This is a genomic window from Citrobacter sp. R-1.5.2, from assembly GCF_035064245.1.
In the GTDB taxonomy this organism is placed as follows: domain Bacteria; phylum Pseudomonadota; class Gammaproteobacteria; order Enterobacterales; family Enterobacteriaceae; genus Citrobacter.
Genome location: NZ_JASEYC010000001.1, coordinates 540,299 through 565,829 on the forward strand (window position 1 = coordinate 540,299; position 25,531 = coordinate 565,829).

Below are 25,531 nucleotides of genomic sequence, written 5' to 3' on the forward strand. Positions count from 1 at the left end.
CACCAAATCAAAGGGATATGATTTGGTGCGTCCGAGTGGACTCGAACCACCGACCCCCACCATGTCAAGGTGGTGCTCTAACCAACTGAGCTACGGACGCAAATGGTGCGTTCAATTGGACTCGAACCAACGACCCCCACCATGTCAAGGTGGTGCTCTAACCAACTGAGCTATGAACGCAACGTTGTAGGTGACAACGGGGACGAATATTAGCGGCACAGACCGAATGAGGCAAGAGGGAATTAGCATTTTTCTGCATGTTTTCACGCGATTGCAGAGTAATTAAGCAAGTTGATTATATTTTGTTGATTTTGCAGCGTGTTTTTTATTCAGACAGCGAACTGGAGCAGGCAGGGTCGGATTGAATTACAGGGGCGCTCAGACTTTAAGCGCGGTAAGGATAGTGGTTTCTATTTTCTCTGGGGTAGTGAAGGGGTAAAACGCTTGAGCGGCTTGCCGTCACGCCCGATCAGGAACGTAGTAAAATTCCACTTGATCCGCCCACCCAGCGCGGCGGATAATTTGTCTTTCAGGTAACGAAATACCGAGTGCGTAGCGACACCGTTGACTTCCACTTTCTCAAACATCGGGAAGCCCACACAGTACATTCCATCATTTATATTAACCAACCTGACGAGCGTTCCATTCGTCGCGCGTGATTTCCCAAAGTTCAGAATCCAGCAACCCGCTGACATACTCTTTTTTTTCCGTCTTGATAAGCCGCATGCCGCTACTGTCTGATATACGTTTGGAACGGATATTGAGAGATGCTTTCGGCGCACGCAAAACCGTCTTATTTAACGTATTAAACCAGTAATCCGTAGCGACATTACTGGCCTCACGCATAAAACCCTGCCCCTGATATTCCGGATCTAACCAAAATCCACGGTTATTATCCTCAACGTCATAAAGGCAAATTAAACCTATTAGAGCGTCAGGGGCCTCACGGAGTCTGATAGTCCAGACCCACGCAATCCCTTTTTCCATATCAGGCAGGGCAACGTTATTGACGTAATTCTCCGCGCCGTTATCAGGATAGGGCCAGGGTACTGAGGAAACCATATAGCGAACTATCTCCCAGCGTGGATAAAGCACCTGAATCTGCGAGGCATCTTCGGCTTCTAATGGTTTTAACAGCAAGCGTTCCGTATGGAGTTTTGGTATTTTCATATGCGCTTTTCCTACTTGAGCAAGATAAGAGAATCAATGTGGGGTGGATTTTGAAAAAATATTAATAACCAGAACCCCAGCACAAATAAGAAGCATGCCTGCGATCGCTGGAAAATCAAGTTTTTGCCCACTGACCAACCAGCCCAAAAGGCTGATTAATACGATTCCAGCACCTGACCAAATTGCGTACGCAATACCCGTCGGAATGGTCGACAGAGTCTGGGAGAGAAGATAAAAGGCGGTGCAGTAGCACACAATAGTTGCTACAGATGGCCATAGGCGTGTGAATCCGTCAGAGAACTTCATCAGGGTTGTACCTATGACTTCAGCTACGATGGCCCCGGCAAGGAAAATGTATGAATTCAAAATCTGATCCTATGTGACAATCTAAAGCAAATATCGTAGCACAAAGGGGTGGGTGAGTTTGAACACAACCCGAACGACTACTGAAACGTCCGTTTCATGGCATCTGGCGAAGCACTGCAAGGTCCGCTTTGAGCGGGAGCAGATATTCAATGGGGATATAAAATGTAGCTAGTAAAACCGTCAACAAGTAATCTGGCAACTCGTGAAACGTGCGCCATCAGTATTGCTGCTTTATCGCGTCTTTAAATGTATAGGAGGGTTCAATGTCTTCAGCTTTTCAACATCGTTTCATTCTTACAGGTGGTCCTGGGTCAGGCAAAAGCACGATAATTGATACGATTAAAAAACGAGGGTTTTGGTGCTCTAAAGAAGCGGGAAGAGGCGTTATACAAGATCAGGTGAACATAGGTGGCAATGCATTACCGTGGGCCAACCAGACTGCATTTGCAGAGCTCATGCTATCCTGGGAAATGCGTTCGTGGCACGAAGCTGAAGGGCAAACACAACCATGCTTATTCGACCGTGGCGTTCCTGATGTTGTAGGCTATTTAAGCCTTTCTGAACTTACCATACCGAGGCATTTGGAAAATGCCATCGAGAAATTTCGCTATAACCGAACCGTATTTATTGCACCACCCTGGCGTGACATATATGTACAGGATACAGAGCGTAAACAATCTTTCGATATCGCCATAGCGACATATCAGGCAATGGTGAAAACATACCGTACGTATGATTATCAGTTGATTGAATTGCCATGTGTTTCTGTAGAGGAACGTGTGGATTTTATCCTTTCCAGGATAGTACGTTGATAAAATATCAACTACGCGTAATGACGAATCACCATACCTGAATCTGTCGCATTCCAGTGAATATACAACTTCCGTTCCCGGCACGGAGTGGACTAACTAACGGATCTGAAGGTCCGCTGTGAGCGAAGAGCGGAATTTAAAAGTTCACCAAGTACCAGCCTGCCAATAGAAGAGGCAGGCTGGTTTCAGTAGTATTGGATGGATACAGGTTTTAGCTGTAGCGCTGCCCGTCCTCCTCACCAATAGCTCTAATTATTCTGGCTGGATTTCCGGCGACAAGTACGCCGTCAGGCACATCTTTAAGCACCACTGCCCCCGCACCGATCACGCTACCTTTACCTATACTGACGCCAGGTAGGATATTGACTCCAGCACCGATCCAGACATCATCTCCGATGGTTACAGGAAGAGCATATTCAAGCCCCTGATTTCTGCGTCGGGAATCAAGGGGATGACCGGCGGTATAAATCCCGACGTTTGGAGCAATAAATACGTTGTCACCGATCCGAACTTTTGCCCCATCGAGTATCGTCAAATTCACATTAGCGTAAAAATTTTCACCGATTTCAATGTTATAGCCATAGTCACAGTAGAAAGGACCCTCAATGATGTAGTTTTTTCCATGCTTGCCGAGGAGGCTGGTGAGGATTTCCTCTCTTTTTTCCTTTTCCGTAAATGGCGTATGGTTAAAGGTAAAAAGTTTCAGCTTGGCATCATCTCGTTGCTTAAGTAAATCAACGTCATAATTTGCATCGTACAACAATCCCGCTGCTGCTTTTTCCGCTTCTTTCATTTAAATCTTCCTCTGAGTTGCTCGAAGTAAAGGACTTAAAGTGTTTGAAATGACAGTCATAATTTGTTTCCGACGTCATAAATTCTGCCAGGAATCCGACAAACCCAGATACCCAGACTATAGACAAAGCAGAACCCCTATATGTACGATTGTACATATAAAGTCATCAATGTATACCCGGTAAATAAGGAGTGAATTGTGAATGAGGAAAATAAGAAGGATTCTGGGCGCCGAAAACGTCGTTACGATCCCATGCGCCGAGAACGATTGATTGCTGTCACGCTTGAGGTTATCGAACAATATGGCGTGGCTGGAACGTCCACACGTAAGGTAGCTGAAATCGCTGATGTCTCTCTGGGGTCGCTTACATATTACTTTGAGAGTATCAATCATCTTCTCGAAGAAGCTTTTACTCATCTGTCCATCAAGATAAGTAATGCGTTCAGTGAGCGGCTCGGTGCAGCGAGGAACAGAGAAGAAGCGCTTACAGCGGTGGTGGATATTATCGATCAGAATATCTGGGGCTCACCACAGACATTGACACTCAGCTTCGAACTCTACTCGTTTGTTTCCAGAAATCCCCATTTACAGTCACTTCCACAGCGATGGATGGAACAGAGTCGTCAGGCGTTGGAACAACATTTTACGCCTTCGACAGCAAGGGCGCTTGATGCACTGATTGAAGGTATCGGCATACATAATCACTTTGATGAAGAGCCAATGCCTCGTGTAGAAATTGAATCGTTGATCCGCCAGGTGGCCTCCCGCGATTAATTTGTCAGCAACTACAGCTTTACCTTATTTCTGATTTATCATCTGGATATCGTATGAGTAAGTTACTTATCGTTTCTATCCTCTAAGCACTTCAGGCGAGCGGGTAACAGGTTACGGAGGCTGCGTCAGAGCCCATTCAGTGCAAAAAGGTAAATTCGTTGCAAACGATCAACCAGCGAATCTTGCAGGTATCCTGGGTCCGCTATTGGCACAGAACGGACCAATCTACTGGTTGTCAGGTCCGCTGTGAGCGGACAGCGGAAGTTCGAATTTTTATGAAGGCATTACTTAAATCGTAGCGTGTTAAACAAAGGGGGCAGTTCGCCCCCGGTTCTTTCCGCAAATTGATGTAAAATACTATTGAAGAGCTTTAAACAACGTCTCAATATGAATATCAACCGTGTCCAGTGCTTTAACAGGTAACTCTGTACCCGCAAACAAAAGGGGAAGCTCTGTGCATCCCAGAATGATGGCTTCAATGCCTTCATCCTGATACATCCGCCCAATGATCGCGGTAAACGTGTCTCGCGTCTGTGACTTAATAATGCCTCTTTCGAGTTCATCGTGGATTTTTTCTGCGATGTAATCAACCTCGTCAGCATGCGGGACGACCACCTGGATGCCTGCTTCAGTGAAAGGCCGTTTGAAGAAGTCACCCTCCATTGTAAATCGTGTTCCCACGAGACCTACTTTTTTCAGGCCCAGAGTCTGAACTTCTGCACAAGTGGACTCGATAATGCTGACAAGAGGAACTTTTGTACACGACTGGAGTTCATTGAAGACGATGTGTGGTGTGTTACCGGTCAAGGCGACGACTTCAGCCCCGGCGGCCACCAGATTCCCGACAGCCTTGGCCAGGTACTTCGTCAGCGCTTCATAATCTTTCCGTCCACACATGGTCAGGACGTCATATACATTGATACTTTCAATAGTTAGAGACGGGAAGAATGTATCGCCAATTCTTTTGTTAGCTTCATAAACAAATTTGCGATAGTAGAGCAATGTTGATTCTGGTCCGGTGCCGCCGATTAATCCAAGTTTTTTCATTTTACCCTCAATAGCTCCCGTATTAATCAAACGTGACCATTTTGCGATGATCAACAAGCGCTTGAGACTAGCTGGGAGGCTGGTAGCTGTTTAAATAGAGTAAATAAATTAAAAAACATGTAGATTCATTTCAATTGAATAAAATAGAATCCAATTTTCAATTATGGTGAAAATATGGATATAGCTGACTTCCGAACCATCATTGCACTGGTAGAAACAGGTACTATTACTGCAGCAGCAAATTTGCTCTGCCGAGTCCCCTCCGCAATAACCACTCGCGTTCAGAACCTGGAGAGCCAGCTCGGAACCACACTGTTTGTAAAATCTGGCCGTAGGTTTCTTCCGACAAATGAAGGCCAGGTGCTTTATAACAATGCATTGAAGATTATCGAGCTGGTTACCTTAGCAGAACAGCAGATGGTAAAGCCGGTGCCTGGCGGTCGGTTCCGACTGGGTGCGCTCGATAGTATGGCCGCAACAAGGTTGCCTGAGCCGCTGGCGCGCCTCTACCAGCAACATCAATCAGTAAAGGTGGAGCTGGTTACCGGGATAAGCCGCACACTGCTCGATGCCGTGCTTAGTCACGAACTTGATGCAGCCTTCATTGCTGACGCACCGGTTGATGACAGACTGGAACGTATGGCTGTTTACAAGGAAGAACTGGTTATTATCGCCGCAGCAAATTTCCCGCCAATACGTTCTGCTGCCGATTTAACTCACACAACGTTGCTGGTATTCAGTGACGGCTGCTCCTATCGCGACCGGCTAACAACCTGGTTCAGAGATGCAGGGATCAGACCTTACAGGCTGGCAGAAATGTCTTCCTACCATGCCATTCTGGGTGGTGTCAGTGCAGGAATGGGGGCGGGCGTGATACCAACACCAATCCTCGATACGTTTCCGACACAGGAACTCATCACAATCCATCCCTTTGAAAGTGAAAACAGCCAAATAACAACGGAACTGATATGGCGTAAGGGAGGGCTCACGGCTAATACCTGTGCCCTGATTGATATCTTGTCTTCAAACATTGGAATTGCCTGACAACTGCAACTAGTTTTGGATTATGACCGCCTGACAGTGTCTGCAATGTTGAGATCCCTACTGAGTGAAATGATACTACTAACTTTTTCCACCCTGCCATACGCCAATGCCCGGCTTTAATCCGCTCCCCGTTTGTTAAGCTAAAACTATCAACATCCGCTTATGGCACGGAGCGGCCGGTCACACGCTAGACAGTGATCCCCATGATCCTGATGACGCTCTGCTGTGAAGCAGTTTTGAAATAGTCGCTTTTAATTAAGGTCATGCCCTGTTTGCGGTAGAAATTACAGGCGCGTTCGTTCTGTTCAAGAACCTCCAGCCATACAAAGTCTTTCCCCCTGGCCCGGGCCAGCTCTTTGACGGTGTCAAACATGACCTGACCGTAACCTTTATGGGTGTCAGCAGGATCAAGATAGAGTTTGTTAAGCAGCATCCCTGATATATTCGTATCAGGGATGCTGCTTTCATAGGTCACTTTCGCAAAACCAATTGGCCTGTCGGTCTCTGCAACATACCAACAAACCGCTTGCTCTTTCAGGCTCTGTTCCAGCTCGTCCAGAGAAAATTCGCTTGCTAAAAAAGCTTCCAGTTCAGACTCAGACTCCCACAGATGTTCGAAGTGTGCGCGGTAGATGCGGTAACCCAGCGCATTAAGCAACATCGCGTCGGCCGGTGTGGCTTCACGGATTTGTAATGACATGAATGATACCCGTCCTGGTAATAAATTAACGATTACTGAACTATATCAAAATTGTCAGTGATACAGTGGTATGCGAATATTTCAGAGGCTTATCAGTATGAAGATTGTTTTTATCCCTGCGTTGATCGTTGTCCTGATTGATAAAGAACAGGACATGGGGCGGGAATTGATCCGCGATGAGGTTGAGTCCATCCGCGATGGCGCTACAGCCATCCGCCTGTCGGCCGAAGCAGCTGAGGATATAATCAGAGAGCGCGGCTACCGCGATATTGATCCTGAGAATGTCTGGCGCGAGTGGCTGGCGTATAAAGCTGACTGAATGTCTACGGGAACTCGCTGCTTTAGTGGCATATGAAAATTGTGCACTTACACGGATGCGTTTACTCCGCGCCAGGCGTGGAGCTGAGGGTCACCATTGATATGACCTTGACAGATGGATGGGAGAGTTTTTGGGGGCAAATTTGGGGGCATTTCTAAGGGCAGGGACATAAAAGGGACACATTAATAGCTGCTACACCCTGCTATTAACTGTCCCTGCAATTTTTTATCTTACTGATTTATATGTATGTATTTGAGTTTTAGGTTGATTGTTTTTTCCTGTGTAATCGCAGAGTAATTAAGCAAGTTGATTATCGCGCAAAGGGCGTGACAGGGTGCATGTGGGTGGTGAGTCAAAACACCGAAGCACGGTGCTGCGACTCCTCAATGTTATCCCCGTGCTGATTTCTTACTCTGTGTTCGATCGGATGAAATAACAATGGCTATGCCAGCCAGAACGATCAGTGTGCATACCAGAATTCTCAAATCAGGCAATTCGCCAAGAAATAGCACCCCACCTACCGCAGCAATACAGGGCACGCTCAACTGAAGTGTGCTGGCGGTTGCGGAAGACATACTGGCAACAAGTTGATACCAAAGTACGTAAGCCACACCAGAAGCCAGTCCGCCGGAGAGCAGGGCAAGGATGACGCCGTTGGCGTCAGTATGCACGGGTTCCTGTCGTACCAGATTCAGAATGAGAATAACCGGAAGGCTCAGAATGAAATTTCCCGCAGTCGTCCCGGCAGGAGAGAGAATGTTTTTCCCTCGCACAGAGTAAGCTCCCCATGCCAGGCCTGAAGCAACCATCGTCAGGGCAGGTATAAAAGGGGGAGCGGTTGCGCCGGGGAGCAGCAGCATAATGATCCCCACAATGGCAATGACGATCCCGGTGGCTTTGTATCCGCTAAGTGTTTCGCCTTTAATTAATCCCCAGCTAATCATGCAGATCTGCACTGCGCCAAATAGCAGTAATGCGCCTGTTGCGGTATTGAGCTGAACATACGCGATTGAGAAGAATAATACATAGGCACACAGCAACAGGGCATCGATGATTTTCCAGCGTATGTCTTTCAGTTTTCCCAGGGCTATATGCCAGATAAACAGCATTACTGCACCACCGAGTAATCTCAGCACGCTGAAGGTCTCAGGATCCGAATATCCATTCTTTAAGGCAATACGACAGAGGATAGAATTGGCTGCAAATGCAGTTAACACCAAGATAACCAGCAACAGCTTTTTCATACCCATCCTTAATGTTGACGATCTGTTGCTGAGTATAGAGTGCGTACATCAGGACAGGCATGCTAACGATGCTTTTGGTTATAATCCAACACGCCAAGGTTGCGCAAGGTGCGGGCGCTATCCCTAAGTGATGTTCAGGAAAGTGAGAATGGAAAGAATTGATACACGGCCACCATAGCGGAGGTACTTAATATCACACTGATGATGAAGTAAGTTTTGAAGGGCTGCTTTTGTGTTTTATGGCGAAAGAGTTGTTGGCCGACAATAGCGCCAGCCCATCCGCCCACAACGCCAAATACCAGCAACGTGGATTCCGGCACTCTGCGCCAGGCCTTACGCGCTGCCATTTTATCCACGCCGTAAATCGCCAGCGTCAATATATTGGCGAGCAGGCCCCATATTAGCAACGGATGTGGGGCAAAAAGGCTACCGACCGCAGCGCACACCAGTAGCAAATAACAACAACGATTGAGATTCATATCATTAACCACAGCCAGAACGGAGAGGCGGTTATCTTAACCCAGAACCGACACCGATAAATGGACATAAGATTCTCAGAAGCCAGGGTTATCCAGATTTCGAAGCAGAAAATGTCGGGATCGCATGGTCAGCCTGGAAAATAGAACATTATGAAAAGTAATGATATTGTTCTACAAACCACGCTCATAACGAGGTTATATGAAAATCAGAAGGTTCAGAAATGGAGATGAAATTTCGTTATTCAGCGTATTTTTATCTTCTGTACATACCCTCGCATCCCACTACTACACACATGAACAAATAGCTGCCTGGGCCCCATCAGATATCGACCCGGACCACTGGACCAATCGCATGAGGGCACTACGTCCCTTTGTTGTTGAAGTGGAGGGTGAAATAGCTGGATATGCGGATGTTCAGCCCAATGGGTACATTGACCATTTCTATGTCTCGGGAGCCTACCCGAGACAGGGCGTAGGGACGCTACTGATGGACCGTATTCATGAAGAAGCCAGAGAACGTGGAATGGGTGAACTTACTTCAAATGTCAGTAAGGCTGCGGAAGCATTCTTCCTACGGCACGGCTTTCATGTCGTGGAACGAGGTTTCCCTGTGTGTCGTGGCGTGACACTACAAAATGCACTGATGCGGAAATATTTGGCGAAACAATAGAACACCGGCTGATTCCTACCCGGCACGGTCCGTAGTGAGCGAATAGTGGAAGTGAGTCACGCACGGGGGAATTACTTATATTGCCATGTATTATAAACGGTGAGCAGGTAATAGCCCCTTAATGAGTCGATTATTAAATGCAAACGGAGCATAGTAAGTCATTCGGTACAAGATTATGCAGCCCAATCCATCTACACAAAAGAACTGTGAGGCCACAAATATGACGCCTACTTTACAAGGGGCTCTTGTAACGCTCCGTCCTCTGCTTAAGACGGATGCTCCGCTATTGATTGATGCGGCTGAAGATGGGGAACTTTGGTCTCTGTCATTTACGGTAGTTCCATCTGCTGACACTGCTGATTCGTACATTCAGAAAGCCCTGAAGGGGCAGGCCGAAGGCACCGTCATGCCGTTTGCTGTAACGCTCTCATCCGACCAACGTGTCATTGGGTCAACGCGTTTCTGGAAGATTGATCGCGAAAACCGAAAGCTCGAAATTGGTCACACCTGGTATTCACAAAGCTGGCAAAAAACAGCTGCAAATACCGAGAGTAAACTGTTACTGCTGCGATATGCCTTTGAGCAACTTAAGTGTGTTCGCGTTCAGTTTACGACTGATGTATTGAATGAGCGCTCTCAGGCTGCCATTCTCCGTATTGGTGCGGTCCAGGAAGGTATCATCAGAAATGAACGAATTATGCCTGATGGTCGAAAGCGTACCTCCATACGGTACAGCATAATCGATGATGAGTGGCCGCAGGTTCAGACCAACCTTGAGCGCCGTCTTTCCGGTCACCGGTAAGAAAAATTATCGAAGAATTGCCGACAGGAGGTAGGGGATACTACGTGTTTTACCTCGCAATCGACGCCTTTGAACGCCTGACCTCAAAAGCAGTATCGCGGTCACTCTCTTGCTGGCAGGAAGAGATCGATCTGCGTTCTTTCAATTGATGTAGGGCGGACATCACTCACCAGGCAGAAGTGCAAGAAATATCGCAGGATCTCAAACTCAGTTCATTAAGGGCTTGACCTGAATTGCCTGCGCCAGACTTGCGGACTGATAGTAAATCGTTTCTGAAAGTGATGCCGTAGCGTGCCTGCGCTACCAAATCCGTTTTGTTCTGCAATGTGTTCAATGCTTAGACTGCTACTTCTTAATGCTAGTTGCACACGTTTAAGCCGCTCTTCAAGCAACCACTGAGTAGGAGTTAGCCCTGTAGCTTCCAGAAAACGGCGCTGTAAGGTGCGTGGACTCATACTTGCACGATTCGCTATGGTTTCTAAGGTATGAGGCTCGGCGATATGTGTATGCAGCCAGTCAAATAATAAACCCAGACGGCGGCTTTCCTGAGCACGAGCGACAGGATGTGCTATCTGCTGAGACTGATCACCATCACGATGAAGTTGGATCACCAGCCGGCGTGCCACATTATTGGCAATTTCAAGGCCGTAGTCGCTGCGCACTACGTGAAGACAAAGGTCGATACCAGCAGCACTGCCAGCTGATGTCATCAAATTGTCATCACCGATGTACAGCACATCATTGACCACTTCTATTTCCGGATAACGCTGCTGTAACTCGTCAGTATATCGCCAGTGTGTTGTCGCCTTTCGTCCGTTTAACAGACCTGCGGCGGCAAGGACAAACACGCCTGAACAGATAGACATGATACGACAACCGCGCTGGTGAGCCTGGCAAAGAGCAATACAAAGCGCTTCAGGTACCGGAGTTTGAACTCCGCGCCAACCAGGAACTACCAGCATATCCGCTTGTTCAAGCAACTCATACCCACCATCCACCATCACCCTTATTCCACCCGTTGCCCGCAATTCGCCATCATCAATGGAAGCGACAGCAAAGCGATACCAGTTTTCTTTCAGTTCAGGGCGTGGCAGACCAAAGATTTCTACGGCAATGCCAAATTCAAAAGTACATAGCCCGTCGTAAGCCAGAACGACGACCTGCGGGCGGGGATCTGTTGTCATAATCCTGGCGATTTCTGTCATGGTTGGTAGCGGTGGAGGTAACTGATATCTGGTGAGATAAGAGGTAACACAGTACACCACACTACAACAAGAGAGAAATACCATGAGTTCAGTAACAGCGATCCCCGCCGCCAGTGCCCCTGAAGTTATCAGCCATTTTTCCCGCCGCCTTAGCGTGGAAACAGACTGTTCGGATGTCAACGCAGCCATGAATGCAGGAGAAGTGGACTTCGTGCTGTTGCATGTCGTTGGCAGCCAGGAATCTTTTGCTCGTCGCCATCTTCCCAACGCCATTCATCTACCACACAAAATGATAACCGCAGACATGATGAGTAAATGGCCTGATGATACGCTGTTTGTCGTCTATTGCGCCGGGCCACACTGCAACGGAGCCGATAGAGCTGCACTGAAACTGGCTCAGCTTGGCCTGGCAGTCAAGATAATGATTGGTGGACTCACTGGCTGGGAAGATGAAGGACTGGCCTTCGCAGAAAACGCGGTTGGCAGTTTACGGCGGTGTTGAATTTTTCGGCTGATTCGCACAATTTATTAATGCAACCGGATATGACCGACGCCAGTTTATGGCACGAAGCCGCCTGTTATGCAGTAACTGTGTACCAGACATCGACAGGCGGCTTTGAGCAGCAATATTGTGCTGCAGAGGAGGTGGTCGCTCCCTCCGACAACTCCCAAATAGCTCAACCACAAAAAACAAACCATTTGATTTTTCGCCGCGTTCACGAGAGAGTCCTTATAAAATACATGGGATAAGGAAGAAACGGAATGTTCACTCTTTACATGAGGTGGGATGCCGAGCGAGAACTGGCTCCAGGCGATATTCAGTTCATTCTGTCGCCACGAGATACACTGGATATGGCGGGCATCTTTTATGAACTGGATTACCTGGAATACGACCAGTGCAACCGCATTCTGCCTCACAGCGTCCCGAAGCGACAGAGAGGGGTTTACCACCGATACGCGACACAACCCTACAAACGCAAGCGTCTTACTGAATACGACGGACTCTATGATGAGGTGAAATGGAATCTGGAACACGGCGGGATGGTTGGCGTTGACACCAGCGAAAAATGGGAGCACTTCCGCAATCCGTTCTATTTCGATGATGACAGTAATCTGATTTATGACTGCTTCATGGATACCTACAGTGAGGGTTTTCAGCAGGCAGTGCGTCAAATCTACGAATATAGCCTCAACGAGCATCAGGGAAGAAAGCCGCCTCCGACCATTAAACATCACTATGCCGATGCCCCTATACAACGCGCCCAGGCGGGTAAAACGATTAACAGTAAAGCAGCCGGACGTCTTCTGGCTGCGGGTGGTATCTACAACGGCAATGTTGAGGGATTCCGGCGGACAGCCGAACAGTTGGGCGGCGATGCAATGAAGGGGTATGACGGCGTTCTTAACGAAACTACATCCGGGATGATGGTAGCTGCGGCTTCGCTGCTGGTTATACGTAACCCAATGGCGGCAGAGGAATTGACAAGCTATCTGGGCAAATACAAAAAGGCACACGTTCTGCTTGACGATGTGAACGTGTCGAATCTGAACTATGTCCGTCGCGACCGCGCTGAATATGCCGTGCTCCGGCGGGATTTTAACAGCGCCGTACGCCCAAGTTTCCTCAAATCGCTTTCCGATCACCCTGACGCACTATCAACGTTTGATTCCAACAATCTGCTGCGTCTCGCTGATGGTAAAGTACCGTCCGGGTGGCAAGTTCACCACAAGATCCCCCTGGATGATAGTGGCACAAATTCCCTGGATAATCTGATACTAATCCAAAACTCGCCATATCACTCAACGCTATCAAAGACACAGGCGATAATCACCAAAGACCTCCCATACAACGCTAGTACTAACGTTGTATGGCCTTCGCCGAATGGCGTAATTTACCCAGTAGGGAAATAAGCACGCTATGAACGATACAAATAAGATGATTGGTATTCTCAATACGTTGATGGTTTCCAATAATTACCCGGTAGCCAACTCCATCGCGCCTGACACCATGACGGACTTAATGTGCAATTCTGCGCCAGCGGAGTGGGATGAGGTGAAACGCGGTGTTTACGCAGATATTCAGCGTTTAGTAATAAATCGCCCGGATTACGCTGATATGTTCAACATCATGGACGGATTGGAGTACAACGGACTCACTCTGTACGGTATGACGCAGGCGGAGAATGGCGAACTACTATGGTCAAATATCTATATCCGTAACATTGATACCCGCACCGACGAAATCTATATTGACCCAAACCTGACCGATAAGGTGCTGATTGGTCAAGATGGTATGTCCGTGTTCGTATTCAACCCCAAAGACGACTGTTTCCAGATCCGCGATAGAGCATCAACAGATTACGTTATTGAGTCACACTCTACCTTTGGTAATCTGCTGTCAGCACTTATCGATACCGTAAAATAATAGTCACATTCTACAAACAGTTAGCCAGTCAATAAAAGGATGAATGATGTTTTTATAAAAATAATTGAAGTGTACAGAAAAGCGTTTTGCTACAAAGGAGTTGCAGACTGTGAAAGGTATTTCTTTTTTATGGTTGTTCCAACAGCCGGCCTGTATTGTAGTGCCATACCGATTTTGGCCACATACGCAAAAGTACGGAATGTCCGCTTCTGGCACCAGGCTGACGGTTCAAATGATAAGAATACCTAGATTTCAAGTGCGGCAAGGATGACGGTTTCCATTTTTTCTGGGGTAGTGAACGGAGCAAAACGCTTTAGCGGCTTGCCATCGCGACCGATAAGGAATTTTGTGAAGTTCCATTTTATCCGTCCCCCCAGTATGCCGGGCAATTCATCTTTTAGATAACGAAATACCGGATGCGTAGCGGCACCGTTAACCTCCACTTTTTCAAACATCGGGAATCTTACACCGTAGTTGACGTGGCAGGTCTGCGCGATTTCGTCGGCGTTGCCGGGTTCCTGCTTACCGAACTGGTTACAGGGGAAGCCAAGGACCATCAGTCCCTGGGCTGCGTACTTTTTGTAAAGCGCTTCCAGACCTGCGTATTGTGGCGTGAAGCCACAATGGCTGGCGGTATTTACCACCAGAACCAGCTTGCCAGCATAGTCAGCCATAGAGATAAGCTGGCCGTGCAGGCTGGTGGCTGTCAGTTGATAAAAGGTGGTCATAGCGAACTCCTCAGAGCAGGACCGGTTAGACATCGGCATAGCCATACAGCACGGTGCTGCTGGGGCAAGTGAGAAGCGGAGGTGAGTCCGCTCGGTTTAGTGCTGTCAGATTCCGTCCCTAATGCTCCAAATCTTCGCGAGTGGGTCCTTGAAAGTAAAGGGTACTAATATGGCAACTACGCGGTTGAGTCAGCACGAAACGAAGCGTTTCCCAGACAGTACGCCCATTCATTAGACGCTAGCCCATTTTGGATTGATCGTCGACAAATACATCTAACCCGCTAAGTAAGCTCACATCCGCTGGATATGTCGCTAACTCACCGAACGGCGCATTAGTCGCGATCATCTTGTGAGTTAATAGGTTAACGTAATCACTACCGTGTCAGTATACACGCCTGCCGATGGCCATTTCTGCGGCGGGACTGAACCGTAAACCACCAGGCTCTGCGCTTGCCCATCACCGGAATACTGCTTTTCCGGGTTGTCCGGCGTCCACGCTATAGAATGGGCAGCATCCTGATACAGGGCATAGCTTACGCACTCACCGTTATGGCACAGTGCGCGTTGGTTCCCCTCGGGGTGCAGACCATGACCGATGCTGACGGAATAGTCCGTCCCGGTTGGGCACTGGACGGTAATATTCGCTGTGGATGTCGCGTGAAGCAGATCGCCCTGAGCGGGGCTTTTGCTGCCGAATGCCATATCGTCCACGCTGACCACCTCACAGCCATTTTTCACCGTAGCAGAGGCGCTAATCTGGTCTGTAATGGTTGTCCCATTCAGGGCGCCACAGGCTGGGAGCGCTTGTAATGAACTGGCTGAGGTGTAGGCAATTTGTATTGCCGTGGCGTAGTCATAGTACATCCCGGCGCTGACATTCGTCTGACCGGGATTTATCTTGCCGATAAGCGGTATATCATGTTCAGCCGTCCCGCCTGCCGACAAGGCAAAATCGATTTGCGCATACACGTTGTTATTCTGACTCAGCGGCGAACGCTGATCGTAAATCGAATAGACCGAAAAATAGAGCGGGGTGCTTGCAGGTTCGTTCTGGCTCATCGCCAGCGGATCGTTTGCCATTACTTTCAGACAGGCGCGGACATACTCGGCCTGACCATCGTAGTTATTGCAGGTAAACGAAAGACGGGTTGCGGTGGTGCCAGTTTGTCCGGCGGTTACGGTACCAAAATCCAGTCCTGCGGGGCTGCCGTTCCAGCAATTAGCGGCTACGGCGACTGGACTGAATGTAAATATCAGTACCACGAAAAGGATGAGAAACCAGAGTGAACGAATTACTGACATAGTGCGTTTATTTTCTCCACTGCGCGAGAGGCGCTAAATTGCGTCGGCAGTTTTAGCGAACAAGAAGAAGATGCCCATTGAATGCGCAGTGCTCCGCCAGCAGGGGGATCTTCCAGATAAATTTTACCTTCATAGCCGACAATGGATTGCGCAGTGCCCAGAGCAGGTGCCTGTTCATGACGATCCCGTACGCTAACTTCTGCAGAGAAGGGCGCATATTTGCCATCGGGTGTCGTGACGGTTAGCAGAACGGCATGCGTGCGATAAATGTTAAAGCTGGCGACGGCACCGCGTCCGGTTTGTGGGATCAGGATTTCATTGGTGTAGGGCGCGCGATAGTCTTCATCGAGACCGAGAGGGTCGATATCGATATGGTTTGCCTGATAGGGATTCAGGTTATTCAGGAACAGCATGCCATTATTATCCGTATGACCAACCGGGCGATGCTCCAGATAAACCGGTACATTGGCTACCTTCGCCGTATCGACAAGGGCGAAAGCGCTACCCAGTTCGCGGGTGGCGTAGAAATGCCCCATAAACAAACCCACGGCACCGGTCATTGAACCGTAGTCGTTATTGTGTTGTTCATCGCGATTGTAGCCTAACGCCAGATCGCTCCAGGTGTTGCGGCGCTGGAGACTGGCATGGATGTTTTGATTCTTGCCTTGTTGCGCAGAAAGATTCCAGCCCCAGCCCGGTTTATTGGATTCCAGCGAGTGCGACAGGTTGGCCTGCACGGAATTTCCGTCTTTATCATGATTATTCTGCAGTGAGAGGTAATCCTGATGACGAAATAGCGGAATACTGAATGTGACGTACACGGTGGTGTTGTGTTCGTCGCCAAGTGATTGTGTGATGCTGGATGAAAGATTGACCTGATTTTCAAAACTTTTTGACCAAGAAATTCCCAGATAGCGTTCCGCATACTCGGGGAATGTCTGGCTGACCCAGCTAGCACCGAAAGTACCCGTCTTATCAAACGATATGCTGGCAAAGGCAGAATCTTCACGGGTGGCAATGTCGTTATCCGCTATGGATGAAATGTCGCGAAACCCTCGACTCGCCTGCGAGTGTGAGAGCGAGAAATTAAAAATCTGATTGTTCCACTGCCAGCCGGAACCCCATTGGTTACCACTGTTCGCCTGATAACGGCTGGCGGCTGCATTAGCATGAAGTGTACCCAGCGACGGAGAGAGCAAATAATCCCAACCTACCCCCTGATTATGCAGACTACCACTCTGCTCGGTATGCATGCCGACGGTGGTGGTGTCGTTCAGGCCGTGACGCCAGTCGCCCACGCCGACCAACTGAGGATCATAGCCAAAAGAACGGTAAGTGTAATCTTCCCGTACCCAGCCCAGGCTCATGCCCCAGGTTGTTAGCCCATCCGAAAGGAGTTGATTGGTGCCGTAGAGATTCAAATCCACCACACGTTGTTTACCATTCACATCGGTAATTACCACTTGCGCGCCTTCGCTGCCAGTAAAAACCGGTGCTGTATTAAGCGTAAATTGCCCGGGCTGAACCTTCTGTGAGGAGGTTCTGATTCCTTTGAGGTACAGATCAACGGTGGACGGTAGCACGACGCTATCGGTCAGAATATCCTGCGATGAGGTGTTAAAGTTGGGTTGAGTACTGTAGTTATGCGCAAGGCTAATGCCACCAAAACGGACGCTATTCGTCCATGATTGTGCGGATGTATAACCATCCCCGAGCCTGAATGTGAGCAGTTTATCCACGTTTTCGTAGTTCCAGTTGCTCATCAGGCGATGCGTTCCCGTTTGCGCTTCGTTGCTGCTGCTCGACTCTTGCGTATTGAAGGATGTGGAGAAAAAACCAGGGCCAACGCCAAAGGTGCGAAACTCGCTATAAGCTGAAGTCTCTTGTACGCCGTTTTCGTTGCTGGCGAATAAATCGTAATTTAACGCGAGCCCCCGCACTTCGGGTGACAACTCGGACGTACGGATAAGGCGCGAACCATTGCTGCTGGAAAGATGGCTTTCTTTGTCGAGCCAGTTTTTACTGGCGGTAATGGTCAGGCTTTGATTAAGGTTGTCGAAAGTAACATTGAGGCCATCCTGTGAACTGATATCAAAATAACCTTTTTGCTCCGGCAGAGATGACACTTTCAGGTTAAGTTTATCCATATCCTGACCAGCAATATAGAGTTTGTTATTGATGTTCCTGGCCTTAATAAACCCCCTAACCGGTTGCTCATTTATCGTTGCAGTCAGATACAGAGTTTCATTTTCTGCTGCCTGGACAGAAGTACAGACCACTAAACAAGAAATAATGGATTTAAGGTGTAATGTTAATGTTCTGCTTTTGAGCATTGTCATTCAAATTAAGTGATAAAGATGACGCGGTTGTTATTCCATTCGGTAACGGCCATTCCTTTTCACTATGCGGTAATACATAGCCAAGTAATCCCTTGTTCATGACAATATTCTTAGTACCCGAAACAAGAAATACATCACTTAATTTAACATGCTGGTTACCATTGTTTTTTATTTTCAACATTAATGGTTGGGCGGTACGAACGATGGATACAGCGAGTTGGCTGCTGGCAGGGCGGGTCTCTTTACAGTTCACAAAAACCGGAATGGAATAACGTAGCAGGAAGCGTACCCCATCTTTATCTGCCATATTATTTTCGCCGGGGAGTTCATCAACGATAATACGGTAGGCCTGTTCGGTATCACCACTGTCTGGCGTTGCTAAGATAACCCGAACCAATTGCTGACGAGAAACTGGGATCGTGGTCATGGGAGGGCTAACCATTACGTCCTGGGTCTCGGTCAGGTTATCTTTATTGTTCTGTTGATGCCACGCATAAACGCGGATCTGCGCCCCAATAGTGGCACTACCGGTATTACGTACATATATGGCCTGAGCAGATTCATCTCCACAGAACGCCAGCGTTACGGGGTAAACCTGCAGGGTGGCAGCGTATGAATTCACCGTGCAGGCCAGGCCAACAATGCTCATGCCTGCCCATAAAATAAATCGCTTCATATGCTGCACCTTTAAGGATGAATCAATACGTTACGGTTAAGGTTACGGTATCGGTATAGTCCCCGGCCGGGGCCTGTTTCAGGGCATTTGCCGTTACTTTCCCGAAGATAGGCAGTGCCTGCTGTTCACCGGTACCGATGCCTGAAATGCCATTATCCACCAGGGAGGTGCCACCCGGATGGTCGGTCGAAAGGGTGTAGGCTACTTTTGTGGTATCGGCGGTGTCGTTAGAACTCATTTCGAAATCATGCGTTTTATCCGTTCCGAGCCTATATCCGGTGCCGTTAGTACAGGTGACATAAGCTTTGGCTGAAGCGGTAACCGCCCCATCATTACTGCCATGAGAACCAAAATCCATATCATCCACACTGACCTTGCAGGATTTTTCTACGGTCAGTTTTACCATCATCTGATCGCTAACACTGCCTGAATCATCAGCAAAAACAACGGATGAAAATAAAATGCTAATCGCAGTCAGAGATAATGCAGTGGCTTTACGGTTAATCATTTTAAAACTCGCTAAGGTTATATAATCGATTTTATAAGGGTGGAAAAGGCGAGGAAGGATAGAGATTACTCATTCTCTTTGATTATGTATTTGTGCTATGTGCAGATCATGTAAATAATTGGGAACGCTATTTACATTTAGCAGAGCGAAATTTAATCACTGCCAAGTGTTATCGTGTAGTGTTGGTAAAAACATAACGGAAAATATACCTAAAAAGAGTCATCCCTCCCGGCGGTTATTTTCCGCCGGGTGGGACATCAATCCAGATTAAAATACCGACAGCCCCAATCCTTGTTTTACTTCTCTTAGCGTTTGCTGCGTGATGTCGTAGGCCCGCTCGCTTCCTTTTTTAAGCATCGCCATCAGCATACCTTTATCCTGAATATAGGTTGCCCGACGCTCACGCATTGGCGCGATGAGTTCTTGCAGGCACATCTCCAGCTCATTTTTACATGCCCGATCACCCAATCCTCCTTGCTGATAATGCGCTTTCATTTCTGCGACTTTGGCCTTGTCCGGATGAAAAGCATCCAGATAGGTGAACACAACATTGCCCTCAATTTGCCCCGGATCGGACACTTTTAGGTGGTTAGGATCTGTGTACATTGCGCCGACGGCGCGATGGATAGTCTCTTCACTTGCCGACAGGAGCAGCGTATTGCCAAGTGATTTCGACATCTTGGCGTTGCCGTCAATACCCGGAAGACGGCTGGTTTCGCTTAACATAGCTTTACAATGATGCAAAACGGGGGCCGGTAACAGGCTATTCATCTTGTGCACGATTTCATTAGTTTGCTCGATCATCGGCAACTGATCGTCGCCGACGGGTACAAGGCTGGCTTTGAACGCCGTAATATCTGCTGCCTGGCTGATCGGGTAAACCAGGAAACCGACCGGCAGCGAACGGGCGAAACCTTTTTGCGCAATTTCATTTTTGACCGTTGGGTTGCGCTCGACGCGAGCCACGGTAACGATATTCATATACAGTGCGGTGAGTTCGGCAAGGGCAGGCAGTGCCGATTGTAAACAAAGGGTGGTGAGTGAGGGATCAATACCTGCAGCGAGATAATCGGCCAACACTTCGGGTATGTTATTTTGGATCTTTTGTGGATTACTGCCGTTATCGGTCAGACCTTGCAGGTCTGCTACCAGAACAAACTGCTGATAATCGTGTTGCAGTATCGCGCGTTGGCGCAGGGAACCTACATAGTGGCCGAGATGCAGCGGCCCAGTAGGGCGGTCGCCGGTCAGGATGATGGATTTGTTGTACATAGAAGACTCCTTAAGTATAAAACCGAAAGGGGTCTCAAAATGCAAATAACCGCCTTTCGGCGGTTATTTAAAAATGGATAAACACATTCTGACCGCCTTTAAGAAGGCAGCCACCAACGCTTGTGATTAAAACCGTTGCAATCGTGTTTTATATTCATCAAATCAACATATCACTGTCAGGCGCTGAGGTAAAGTAATGCTCTGCCCGGACGGGGTGGCAACATCATTTTGGCTTTACGGGTAGGGTACCCATTGTTATGTTTGGAAATCCCTTTGTAATCATGGTGATAACTTTCGGCAAGGAAGTACAATGCATAAAGAAGTTCCTGTGAAACTCGATCTAGCAGCATTGCAAAGTAGTGGGCCATTGCTGTGGGAGAAAAAGCTGCGTCCAGGTGACGTTTTGTTAGTTTGTGGAAACAGTCCATTCAGTTCACTAATTGTGAAAGCGAGCGGCGGACCATACTCTCATGCCGCTATCTGGATTCATGGTGGTGATTCAGGCATTGAAAGTCTATATCTTGCCGAATCGGATACATCGGGTGTTGGATTTACTTTTTTATTGCCAATGCGTCTGTATCTCGGGGGGCAGCCCACTGCAGAAAAGGTTATTTGCATCCCCGAAAATCCGAGAGAATGGATTTTATTGCGCCATCCTGAATGCGAAAACATTGATCTCTCCAGGATGATTCAGGCTTCGAAAGACCTACAAGAAAATGATTTTTATAAAAGCTACTCTGCTGTACCAAGACTTCTTGAGGCCATAACGCTACCAGATTTTCCACATTTACTGGCAAAACATGTTGCGCAAGCAATCGAGTCCTGCCGTTTTGATAAAGGAACGCGGGGCGCATTTTGTTCTGAGCTTGTCGCTACATTTTTTTCCAGACTCGGTCTGGAACTGTTTACCGATGGACGTGATCCGCAGACCGTTTCGCCAAATGATTTTTTATTGCCAGAATGCCGATTAACCGTGGTTACGGATGCGTTTGTCGATGCTGGTAGTCTGCTGCCGGGAACCTATGGCTACGGAACGCCTTATCAAAAACGGAGTAACGATCCTTTTTTGCGTACGATGATAAGCAATCGCGACGTCTACGATAAAATCGCCGCAAGTATGAAGGGTGCAGAGAGCGCTCAGCAAGAAGCATACACCTGGATTATTACACCGCACATTAAGAATGCCAGTGCTATGGAGCACCAGTTTGCTGAGCAGATTGCGCTGGCAGAACGGTGGCATGAGAATGAACACGTCGAGAAATTACAGCATTATGCGATAATGTTTAAATATAGCCACCGCTTACTACAAAATTTATATGAACTTAATCATCACTATTGGTTCGGAAATAATCCCCTTATCGACATTGCTGCCTGGAATCAGGCGAGTGCAACGCTTCAATTTAGCGCCAGCCAGATGCTATATTGTGCCCAGCGTGCACTTATTAGAAACACGGCACTTTCAGGTCTGCGCAGAATAAGAAGCATACACAAAGTTTCACCGCCTGGCCGAATACAGTTAGTTAAATTTAGACGCTTACGTGCTAATAATTTGAAACTTTGGTGCCAGTATAAAAAAGACAGTTACGCCAGTCTTGACTCCTGTATAAAATTCTCTTCTGCAGGTGTGCCAGGTGAGCAGGCAACTGCCTATATTCAGGATGTAATCCAGAAAACTCACCAGTCACTTATCGATGAATATACCCATTAATGGGGGTACTTCCTCGGGTGAGATATTTCAGGAAGTACCCGTCTGGACTTACGCACCGCTTTTTAGCTCGCTTCCAGCATCCCAAAGCTCACTATTCGCGAACGTCCCAGCTCTTTTGCACGATACAGCGCGACATCCGCGGCACGTAACAGGTTATCGCTCTGGGCGTGCTGCGGGTAGCTGGCGACACCAATAGATACATCAACGTGACCGATATCAGAGACGCCAAAGCTGAGCGTCAACTCGCGTACGCCGTTGTAAATGTCCGTCGCAAAGCGATTGGCCGCTTCTTCATCCATACCGGCAAGCAGAACCAGAAACTCTTCACCACCGTAGCGGAAGGCCATTCCGTGGTCGTGAACAACGCGCTGAATAATTGCAGCGATACTTTTTATCACACCATCACCTGCCTCATGACCAAAACGGTCGTTGATGCTTTTGAAGTGATCGATATCGATCATCAGGCAACTGATCGGTTCCTGGTTGTGGACAGCCTGACTCATCTGGGTACGCAGAGTGTCTTCAAGGTGATGGCGATTGCGCAGACCGGTCAGTGGGTCATAAAGCGCTTTTTCCAGTAGTGCATCGCGCAGACGTTGGTTGGCCAATGCCAGTCCAAGTGCCTCGGCCAGCAGCTCCAGATAAGCACGGGAAGGGGCAGAATTGTCGCTGAGATTCTGGAATGAGAGCAAGCCGATGGCTTCACCCTGGGCGATCAACGGTACGCACAGGGTATGATCCTGACAGGACTCAGGCAGGTGGTAGCAGGCGATATCCGGCTCGCCCTGCACGGGAGGATGACTTTGCCCACGGCGCACAGCCCAGCATTCATCCGGATGGAAAGAGTCTGCTTTGCCTTGCGGAGAGAGCCAGTCGGCGGCACAGCGCATGTGCCAGGCCTCCCGGTCAAGAATGTAGAGCCGCCCGGCAACGCCTGGGGCAATGTTCGGGGCAAAAAGCTGTGCGACATTGATAACATCGGCAAAGTTTTCGCAGCCCTGTAAACGCTGGGTCATACGAGCCAATAGTTCGCGGATCGCCCAGTCGGCATCCCGCTCTTTCTCCAGTCGCTGCCGTGCAAGGCCGTTCTCGCGAAAAATGCGAATGGCTTGCGCCATGTCGCCAATCTCATCAATCTGATTAAAGTTAGGCGTCTCTACGGCGTAATCCTGCGAGGCGAGGCGGTGAACTACGTCGCTGAGACGCACAACCGGACGCAGTACGCGGCGTTTCAAAATAAAACCGAGGACAAACAAAAACAGCAGCGCGGTTAATCCGACCATAACTTCAGAGAGCGTACGCAGTATGCGGGATGTCCTGGTGGCATCGTCAATGCTGTTACGTACACGGTTATCGAGCAACTGCCGGAAATGATCTATCCGCACCTGCGCCCGTTCCAGCTCCTGTTCATAGGCTTTGCCGTAGAGCAGCGCGATAGCCTGTGACGTTTCTCCGCGGGCCATACTGGCGAGCGCCGTTGCTTGCTCTTCCTGTAGTGCATCGACAATTTGTAATCCTTCATGCAGCAGCGCCAGTTCTTCACCTGTCGCACCGACGTCTTTTAATTTTGTTAACCGCAGCTCAACCGCTTTTAGCGACGACGCCTTCTGACGATAGGCGTTCAGCGCCTCTGGATCTTTAGCGATCACGTACTCGCGAGCTAAATCGGACAATGACCAGGCATCGAGCTCTACCTCTTCGGTTAGCTGATCAAATTTATACCGTTGCTCTACCACCTGACGTTCAGTATTGTCTGCTCCGGATGCCATCAGCATAACAACGCCGGAGGCAATGGTCAGGCATACCGTCGCACTGTAAGCCCAGTTGGTGATTGTGGCTATTCGCACTTTTTCGTTCCTTCTGCGACGATTAATGAATAAGCATGATTGAAATTATAGGAAACGTATGATTTTGCGTGAAAACAAAAGGCGACCCGAGGCCGCCCCTTGTTATCGTCATGCCATCATAAATCTGGAGGGGTTTTTCCTTCTTCCATGAACGCTTCATCGATACCTTCTACGTTGCCTTCATGGTCACGTCCGGAGAACAGATTCCAACTGGCCAAAAATAGTGCGGCGATCAACGGGCCAATCACAAAACCGTTGATACCGTATATCTCCATCCCACCGAGAGTGGTAATCAATATCAGGTAGTCCGGCATTTTGGTGTCTTTTCCTACCAGTAACGGGCGCAGGATATTGTCCACCAGTCCGACAATAATGACGAAAAATCCGACAATAAACAGCCCTTGCCACAGCTGGTGGGTGGCGAAGAGGAAAATGGCGGCGGGGACCCAGACTATTGCCGAGCCAACCGCGGGCACCAGCGAGAGAAATGCCATTAGTGCGCCCCACAAAATGCTGCCGTCGATGTCGACAATGGCAAAAGCAATGCCGCCAAGCGTGCCCTGTACGACAGCAACAACCGCCGTGCCTTTGACTGTCGCCCGTGTGACACCCACGAATTTGGCAAACAAGTGCTGCTTGGCAAAATCGGACAGCGGTAAGGAATCCAGAATCTGACGCACCAGATACGGTCCATCTTTCAGCAGGAAAAACAGCAGGTACAGCATGATGCCAAAGCTGATGGCGAAGCCAAAGGTTCCTTTACCAATCAGGAAAGCACTGCCTGCGAGGTACTGCCCGCCCTGCAGCGCAATGTCGGAGAGTTTTTTCTGGATCTGCGCAACATCATCCAGATTGTGTTCTGCGAGGAACCCTCTGGCCCAGTCAGGAAGATAAGAAAGAATAGAACTGACCACTTCCGGAAACTGTGTATTGTTTTGCTGCAACTTGGTGTAAACCACATTCAGTTCGATTGCCAACGATGACAGGATCACCATCAGAGGAATAAAAACAATCAAACAGATAATCCCGATAGTGATTAACGATGCCAGACCGTTACGTTCGCCAAGCGCACTGCGCAGTTTGTTTTTCACCGGGTTAAAGATAGTCGTCAGAATTGCAGCCCACAAGATTGCGGAGAAGTAGGGGGACAACACGTCGAAAAACGCCCAGGTCACGAGGGCAAGAATGAAAATGAAGAAACCTTTGGTCAGTCCGTTAAATCGCATTAGTGAATCCTGTAACTGAGAAGCAGTCTCGACTATAGAACTGTTCAGCAGAATTACCAACTGTGGATGTTGAAC

The 25,531-nt window shown here is 48.5% G+C and carries 26 protein-coding genes, 2 tRNA genes and 2 pseudogenes; 10 read left to right on the forward strand and 20 right to left on the reverse strand.

Annotated features, from left to right (window positions below):
- Nucleotides 1-23 precede the first annotated feature (23 nt).
- From QMN38_RS02595 to QMN38_RS02615, 5 genes and pseudogenes are all read right to left on the reverse strand, one after another.
- Nucleotides 24-100 (reverse strand) — tRNA-Val (locus QMN38_RS02595).
- Between the two features lie 3 nt (nt 101-103).
- A tRNA-Val gene (locus tag QMN38_RS02600) sits at nt 104-180 on the reverse strand.
- Nucleotides 181-378: 198 nt separating this feature from the next.
- Nucleotides 379-605: pseudogene (locus QMN38_RS02605) on the reverse strand (thioredoxin domain-containing protein); the annotation flags it as partial.
- A 16-nt stretch (nt 606-621) separates the two neighbouring features.
- Nucleotides 622-1,170 (reverse strand): GNAT family N-acetyltransferase, encoded by a 549-nt coding sequence (locus QMN38_RS02610; protein WP_323604419.1) that lies wholly within the window; start codon nt 1,168-1,170, stop codon nt 622-624.
- A 33-nt stretch (nt 1,171-1,203) separates the two neighbouring features.
- On the reverse strand, nt 1,204-1,536 hold the full coding sequence (locus QMN38_RS02615; protein ID WP_271456393.1) for an EmrE family multidrug efflux SMR transporter: 333 nt from the start codon (nt 1,534-1,536) through the stop codon (nt 1,204-1,206).
- Nucleotides 1,537-1,799: 263 nt separating this feature from the next.
- On the opposite strand from QMN38_RS02615, the gene QMN38_RS02620 reads away from it, so the two are divergent.
- Entirely contained in the window at nt 1,800-2,348 is a 549-nt protein-coding gene (locus QMN38_RS02620; protein WP_323604420.1) for an AAA family ATPase, read from the forward strand.
- Between the two features lie 211 nt (nt 2,349-2,559).
- Here the strand turns inward: QMN38_RS02620 and QMN38_RS02625 are convergent, their stop codons facing one another.
- On the reverse strand, nt 2,560-3,141 hold the full coding sequence (locus tag QMN38_RS02625; protein ID WP_119922010.1) for a sugar O-acetyltransferase: 582 nt from the start codon (nt 3,139-3,141) through the stop codon (nt 2,560-2,562).
- Between the two features lie 198 nt (nt 3,142-3,339).
- Here QMN38_RS02625 and QMN38_RS02630 point away from each other — a divergent pair, with 198 nt between their 5' ends.
- Nucleotides 3,340-3,915, forward strand: coding sequence for a TetR/AcrR family transcriptional regulator (locus QMN38_RS02630; protein WP_323604421.1), 576 nt, complete (start codon nt 3,340-3,342; stop codon nt 3,913-3,915).
- A 357-nt stretch (nt 3,916-4,272) separates the two neighbouring features.
- Here QMN38_RS02630 and QMN38_RS02635 read toward each other — a convergent pair whose 3' ends face one another.
- Nucleotides 4,273-4,962 (reverse strand): amino acid racemase, encoded by a 690-nt coding sequence (locus QMN38_RS02635; protein WP_323604422.1) that lies wholly within the window; start codon nt 4,960-4,962, stop codon nt 4,273-4,275.
- A 174-nt stretch (nt 4,963-5,136) separates the two neighbouring features.
- Here QMN38_RS02635 and QMN38_RS02640 point away from each other — a divergent pair, with 174 nt between their 5' ends.
- Nucleotides 5,137-6,006: a LysR family transcriptional regulator gene (locus QMN38_RS02640; RefSeq protein WP_323604423.1), complete on the forward strand. Its 870-nt coding sequence runs from the start codon at nt 5,137-5,139 to the stop codon at nt 6,004-6,006.
- A 187-nt stretch (nt 6,007-6,193) separates the two neighbouring features.
- Here the strand turns inward: QMN38_RS02640 and QMN38_RS02645 are convergent, their stop codons facing one another.
- The gene (locus tag QMN38_RS02645; RefSeq protein WP_271440601.1) at nt 6,194-6,706 is read right to left on the reverse strand and encodes a GNAT family N-acetyltransferase; all 513 of its coding nucleotides are present in this window, start codon (nt 6,704-6,706) and stop codon (nt 6,194-6,196) included.
- A 97-nt stretch (nt 6,707-6,803) separates the two neighbouring features.
- On the opposite strand from QMN38_RS02645, the gene QMN38_RS02650 reads away from it, so the two are divergent.
- Complete coding sequence (locus QMN38_RS02650) at nt 6,804-7,025, forward strand: hypothetical protein (RefSeq protein WP_271440600.1); 222 nt, start codon at nt 6,804-6,806, stop codon at nt 7,023-7,025.
- Between the two features lie 389 nt (nt 7,026-7,414).
- Here the strand turns inward: QMN38_RS02650 and QMN38_RS02655 are convergent, their stop codons facing one another.
- Both QMN38_RS02655 and QMN38_RS02660 read right to left on the reverse strand, forming a co-directional pair.
- Nucleotides 7,415-8,269 carry a DMT family transporter gene (locus tag QMN38_RS02655; protein ID WP_323604424.1) on the reverse strand — a complete coding sequence of 285 codons (855 nt, stop codon included), beginning with the start codon at nt 8,267-8,269 and terminating at the stop codon, nt 7,415-7,417.
- A 134-nt stretch (nt 8,270-8,403) separates the two neighbouring features.
- Nucleotides 8,404-8,748: a DUF1294 domain-containing protein gene (locus QMN38_RS02660; protein ID WP_323604425.1), complete on the reverse strand. Its 345-nt coding sequence runs from the start codon at nt 8,746-8,748 to the stop codon at nt 8,404-8,406.
- 199 nt (nt 8,749-8,947) lie between these two features.
- Between QMN38_RS02660 and QMN38_RS02665 the strand changes: the two genes are divergently transcribed.
- Complete coding sequence (locus tag QMN38_RS02665; RefSeq protein ID WP_271440597.1) at nt 8,948-9,418, forward strand: GNAT family N-acetyltransferase; 471 nt, start codon at nt 8,948-8,950, stop codon at nt 9,416-9,418.
- A gap of 220 nt (nt 9,419-9,638) precedes the next feature.
- Nucleotides 9,639-10,220 carry a GNAT family N-acetyltransferase gene (locus tag QMN38_RS02670; protein ID WP_271440596.1) on the forward strand — a complete coding sequence of 194 codons (582 nt, stop codon included), beginning with the start codon at nt 9,639-9,641 and terminating at the stop codon, nt 10,218-10,220.
- Between the two features lie 215 nt (nt 10,221-10,435).
- On the opposite strand, the gene ftrA is transcribed toward QMN38_RS02670, so the two are convergent.
- Nucleotides 10,436-11,425 carry a transcriptional regulator FtrA gene (gene ftrA / locus QMN38_RS02675; RefSeq protein WP_323604426.1) on the reverse strand — a complete coding sequence of 330 codons (990 nt, stop codon included), beginning with the start codon at nt 11,423-11,425 and terminating at the stop codon, nt 10,436-10,438.
- Between the two features lie 82 nt (nt 11,426-11,507).
- On the opposite strand from ftrA, the gene QMN38_RS02680 reads away from it, so the two are divergent.
- From QMN38_RS02680 to QMN38_RS02690, 3 genes are all read left to right on the forward strand, one after another.
- Nucleotides 11,508-11,927 carry a rhodanese-like domain-containing protein gene (locus tag QMN38_RS02680; protein ID WP_323604427.1) on the forward strand — a complete coding sequence of 140 codons (420 nt, stop codon included), beginning with the start codon at nt 11,508-11,510 and terminating at the stop codon, nt 11,925-11,927.
- Between the two features lie 260 nt (nt 11,928-12,187).
- Entirely contained in the window at nt 12,188-13,336 is a 1,149-nt protein-coding gene (locus tag QMN38_RS02685) for an HNH endonuclease signature motif containing protein (protein ID WP_323604428.1), read from the forward strand.
- 7 nt (nt 13,337-13,343) lie between these two features.
- Complete coding sequence (locus QMN38_RS02690; RefSeq protein WP_271450030.1) at nt 13,344-13,850, forward strand: YrhA family protein; 507 nt, start codon at nt 13,344-13,346, stop codon at nt 13,848-13,850.
- 245 nt (nt 13,851-14,095) lie between these two features.
- On the opposite strand, the gene QMN38_RS02695 is transcribed toward QMN38_RS02690, so the two are convergent.
- The 7 genes and pseudogenes from QMN38_RS02695 to trpS form a co-directional block, all read right to left on the reverse strand.
- Nucleotides 14,096-14,578: a glutathione peroxidase gene (locus tag QMN38_RS02695; protein ID WP_323604429.1), complete on the reverse strand. Its 483-nt coding sequence runs from the start codon at nt 14,576-14,578 to the stop codon at nt 14,096-14,098.
- A 118-nt stretch (nt 14,579-14,696) separates the two neighbouring features.
- Nucleotides 14,697-14,885: pseudogene (locus tag QMN38_RS02700) on the reverse strand (deoxygluconate dehydrogenase); the annotation flags it as partial.
- Between the two features lie 47 nt (nt 14,886-14,932).
- Complete coding sequence (locus QMN38_RS02705; RefSeq protein ID WP_323604430.1) at nt 14,933-15,880, reverse strand: Csu type fimbrial protein; 948 nt, start codon at nt 15,878-15,880, stop codon at nt 14,933-14,935.
- Complete coding sequence (locus QMN38_RS02710) at nt 15,871-18,027, reverse strand: fimbria/pilus outer membrane usher protein (RefSeq protein WP_323604431.1); 2,157 nt, start codon at nt 18,025-18,027, stop codon at nt 15,871-15,873. The genes QMN38_RS02705 and QMN38_RS02710 overlap by 10 nt, the downstream gene beginning before the upstream one ends.
- A 151-nt stretch (nt 18,028-18,178) precedes the next feature.
- The gene (locus tag QMN38_RS02715) at nt 18,179-18,895 is read right to left on the reverse strand and encodes a fimbrial biogenesis chaperone (RefSeq protein ID WP_323604432.1); all 717 of its coding nucleotides are present in this window, start codon (nt 18,893-18,895) and stop codon (nt 18,179-18,181) included.
- Between the two features lie 22 nt (nt 18,896-18,917).
- The gene (locus QMN38_RS02720; RefSeq protein WP_323604433.1) at nt 18,918-19,403 is read right to left on the reverse strand and encodes a Csu type fimbrial protein; all 486 of its coding nucleotides are present in this window, start codon (nt 19,401-19,403) and stop codon (nt 18,918-18,920) included.
- A gap of 267 nt (nt 19,404-19,670) precedes the next feature.
- Nucleotides 19,671-20,675 (reverse strand): tryptophan--tRNA ligase, encoded by a 1,005-nt coding sequence (gene trpS, locus QMN38_RS02725; protein ID WP_323604434.1) that lies wholly within the window; start codon nt 20,673-20,675, stop codon nt 19,671-19,673.
- Between the two features lie 310 nt (nt 20,676-20,985).
- Here trpS and QMN38_RS02730 point away from each other — a divergent pair, with 310 nt between their 5' ends.
- A complete protein-coding gene (locus QMN38_RS02730; protein WP_323604435.1) occupies nt 20,986-22,383 on the forward strand; it encodes a hypothetical protein in 1,398 nt (465 codons plus the stop codon).
- A gap of 62 nt (nt 22,384-22,445) precedes the next feature.
- On the opposite strand, the gene QMN38_RS02735 is transcribed toward QMN38_RS02730, so the two are convergent.
- Nucleotides 22,446-24,230, reverse strand: coding sequence for a diguanylate cyclase (locus QMN38_RS02735; protein ID WP_323604436.1), 1,785 nt, complete (start codon nt 24,228-24,230; stop codon nt 22,446-22,448).
- Between the two features lie 116 nt (nt 24,231-24,346).
- Nucleotides 24,347-25,456 carry an AI-2E family transporter gene (locus QMN38_RS02740; protein ID WP_271440582.1) on the reverse strand — a complete coding sequence of 370 codons (1,110 nt, stop codon included), beginning with the start codon at nt 25,454-25,456 and terminating at the stop codon, nt 24,347-24,349.
- Nucleotides 25,457-25,531 lie beyond the last annotated feature (75 nt).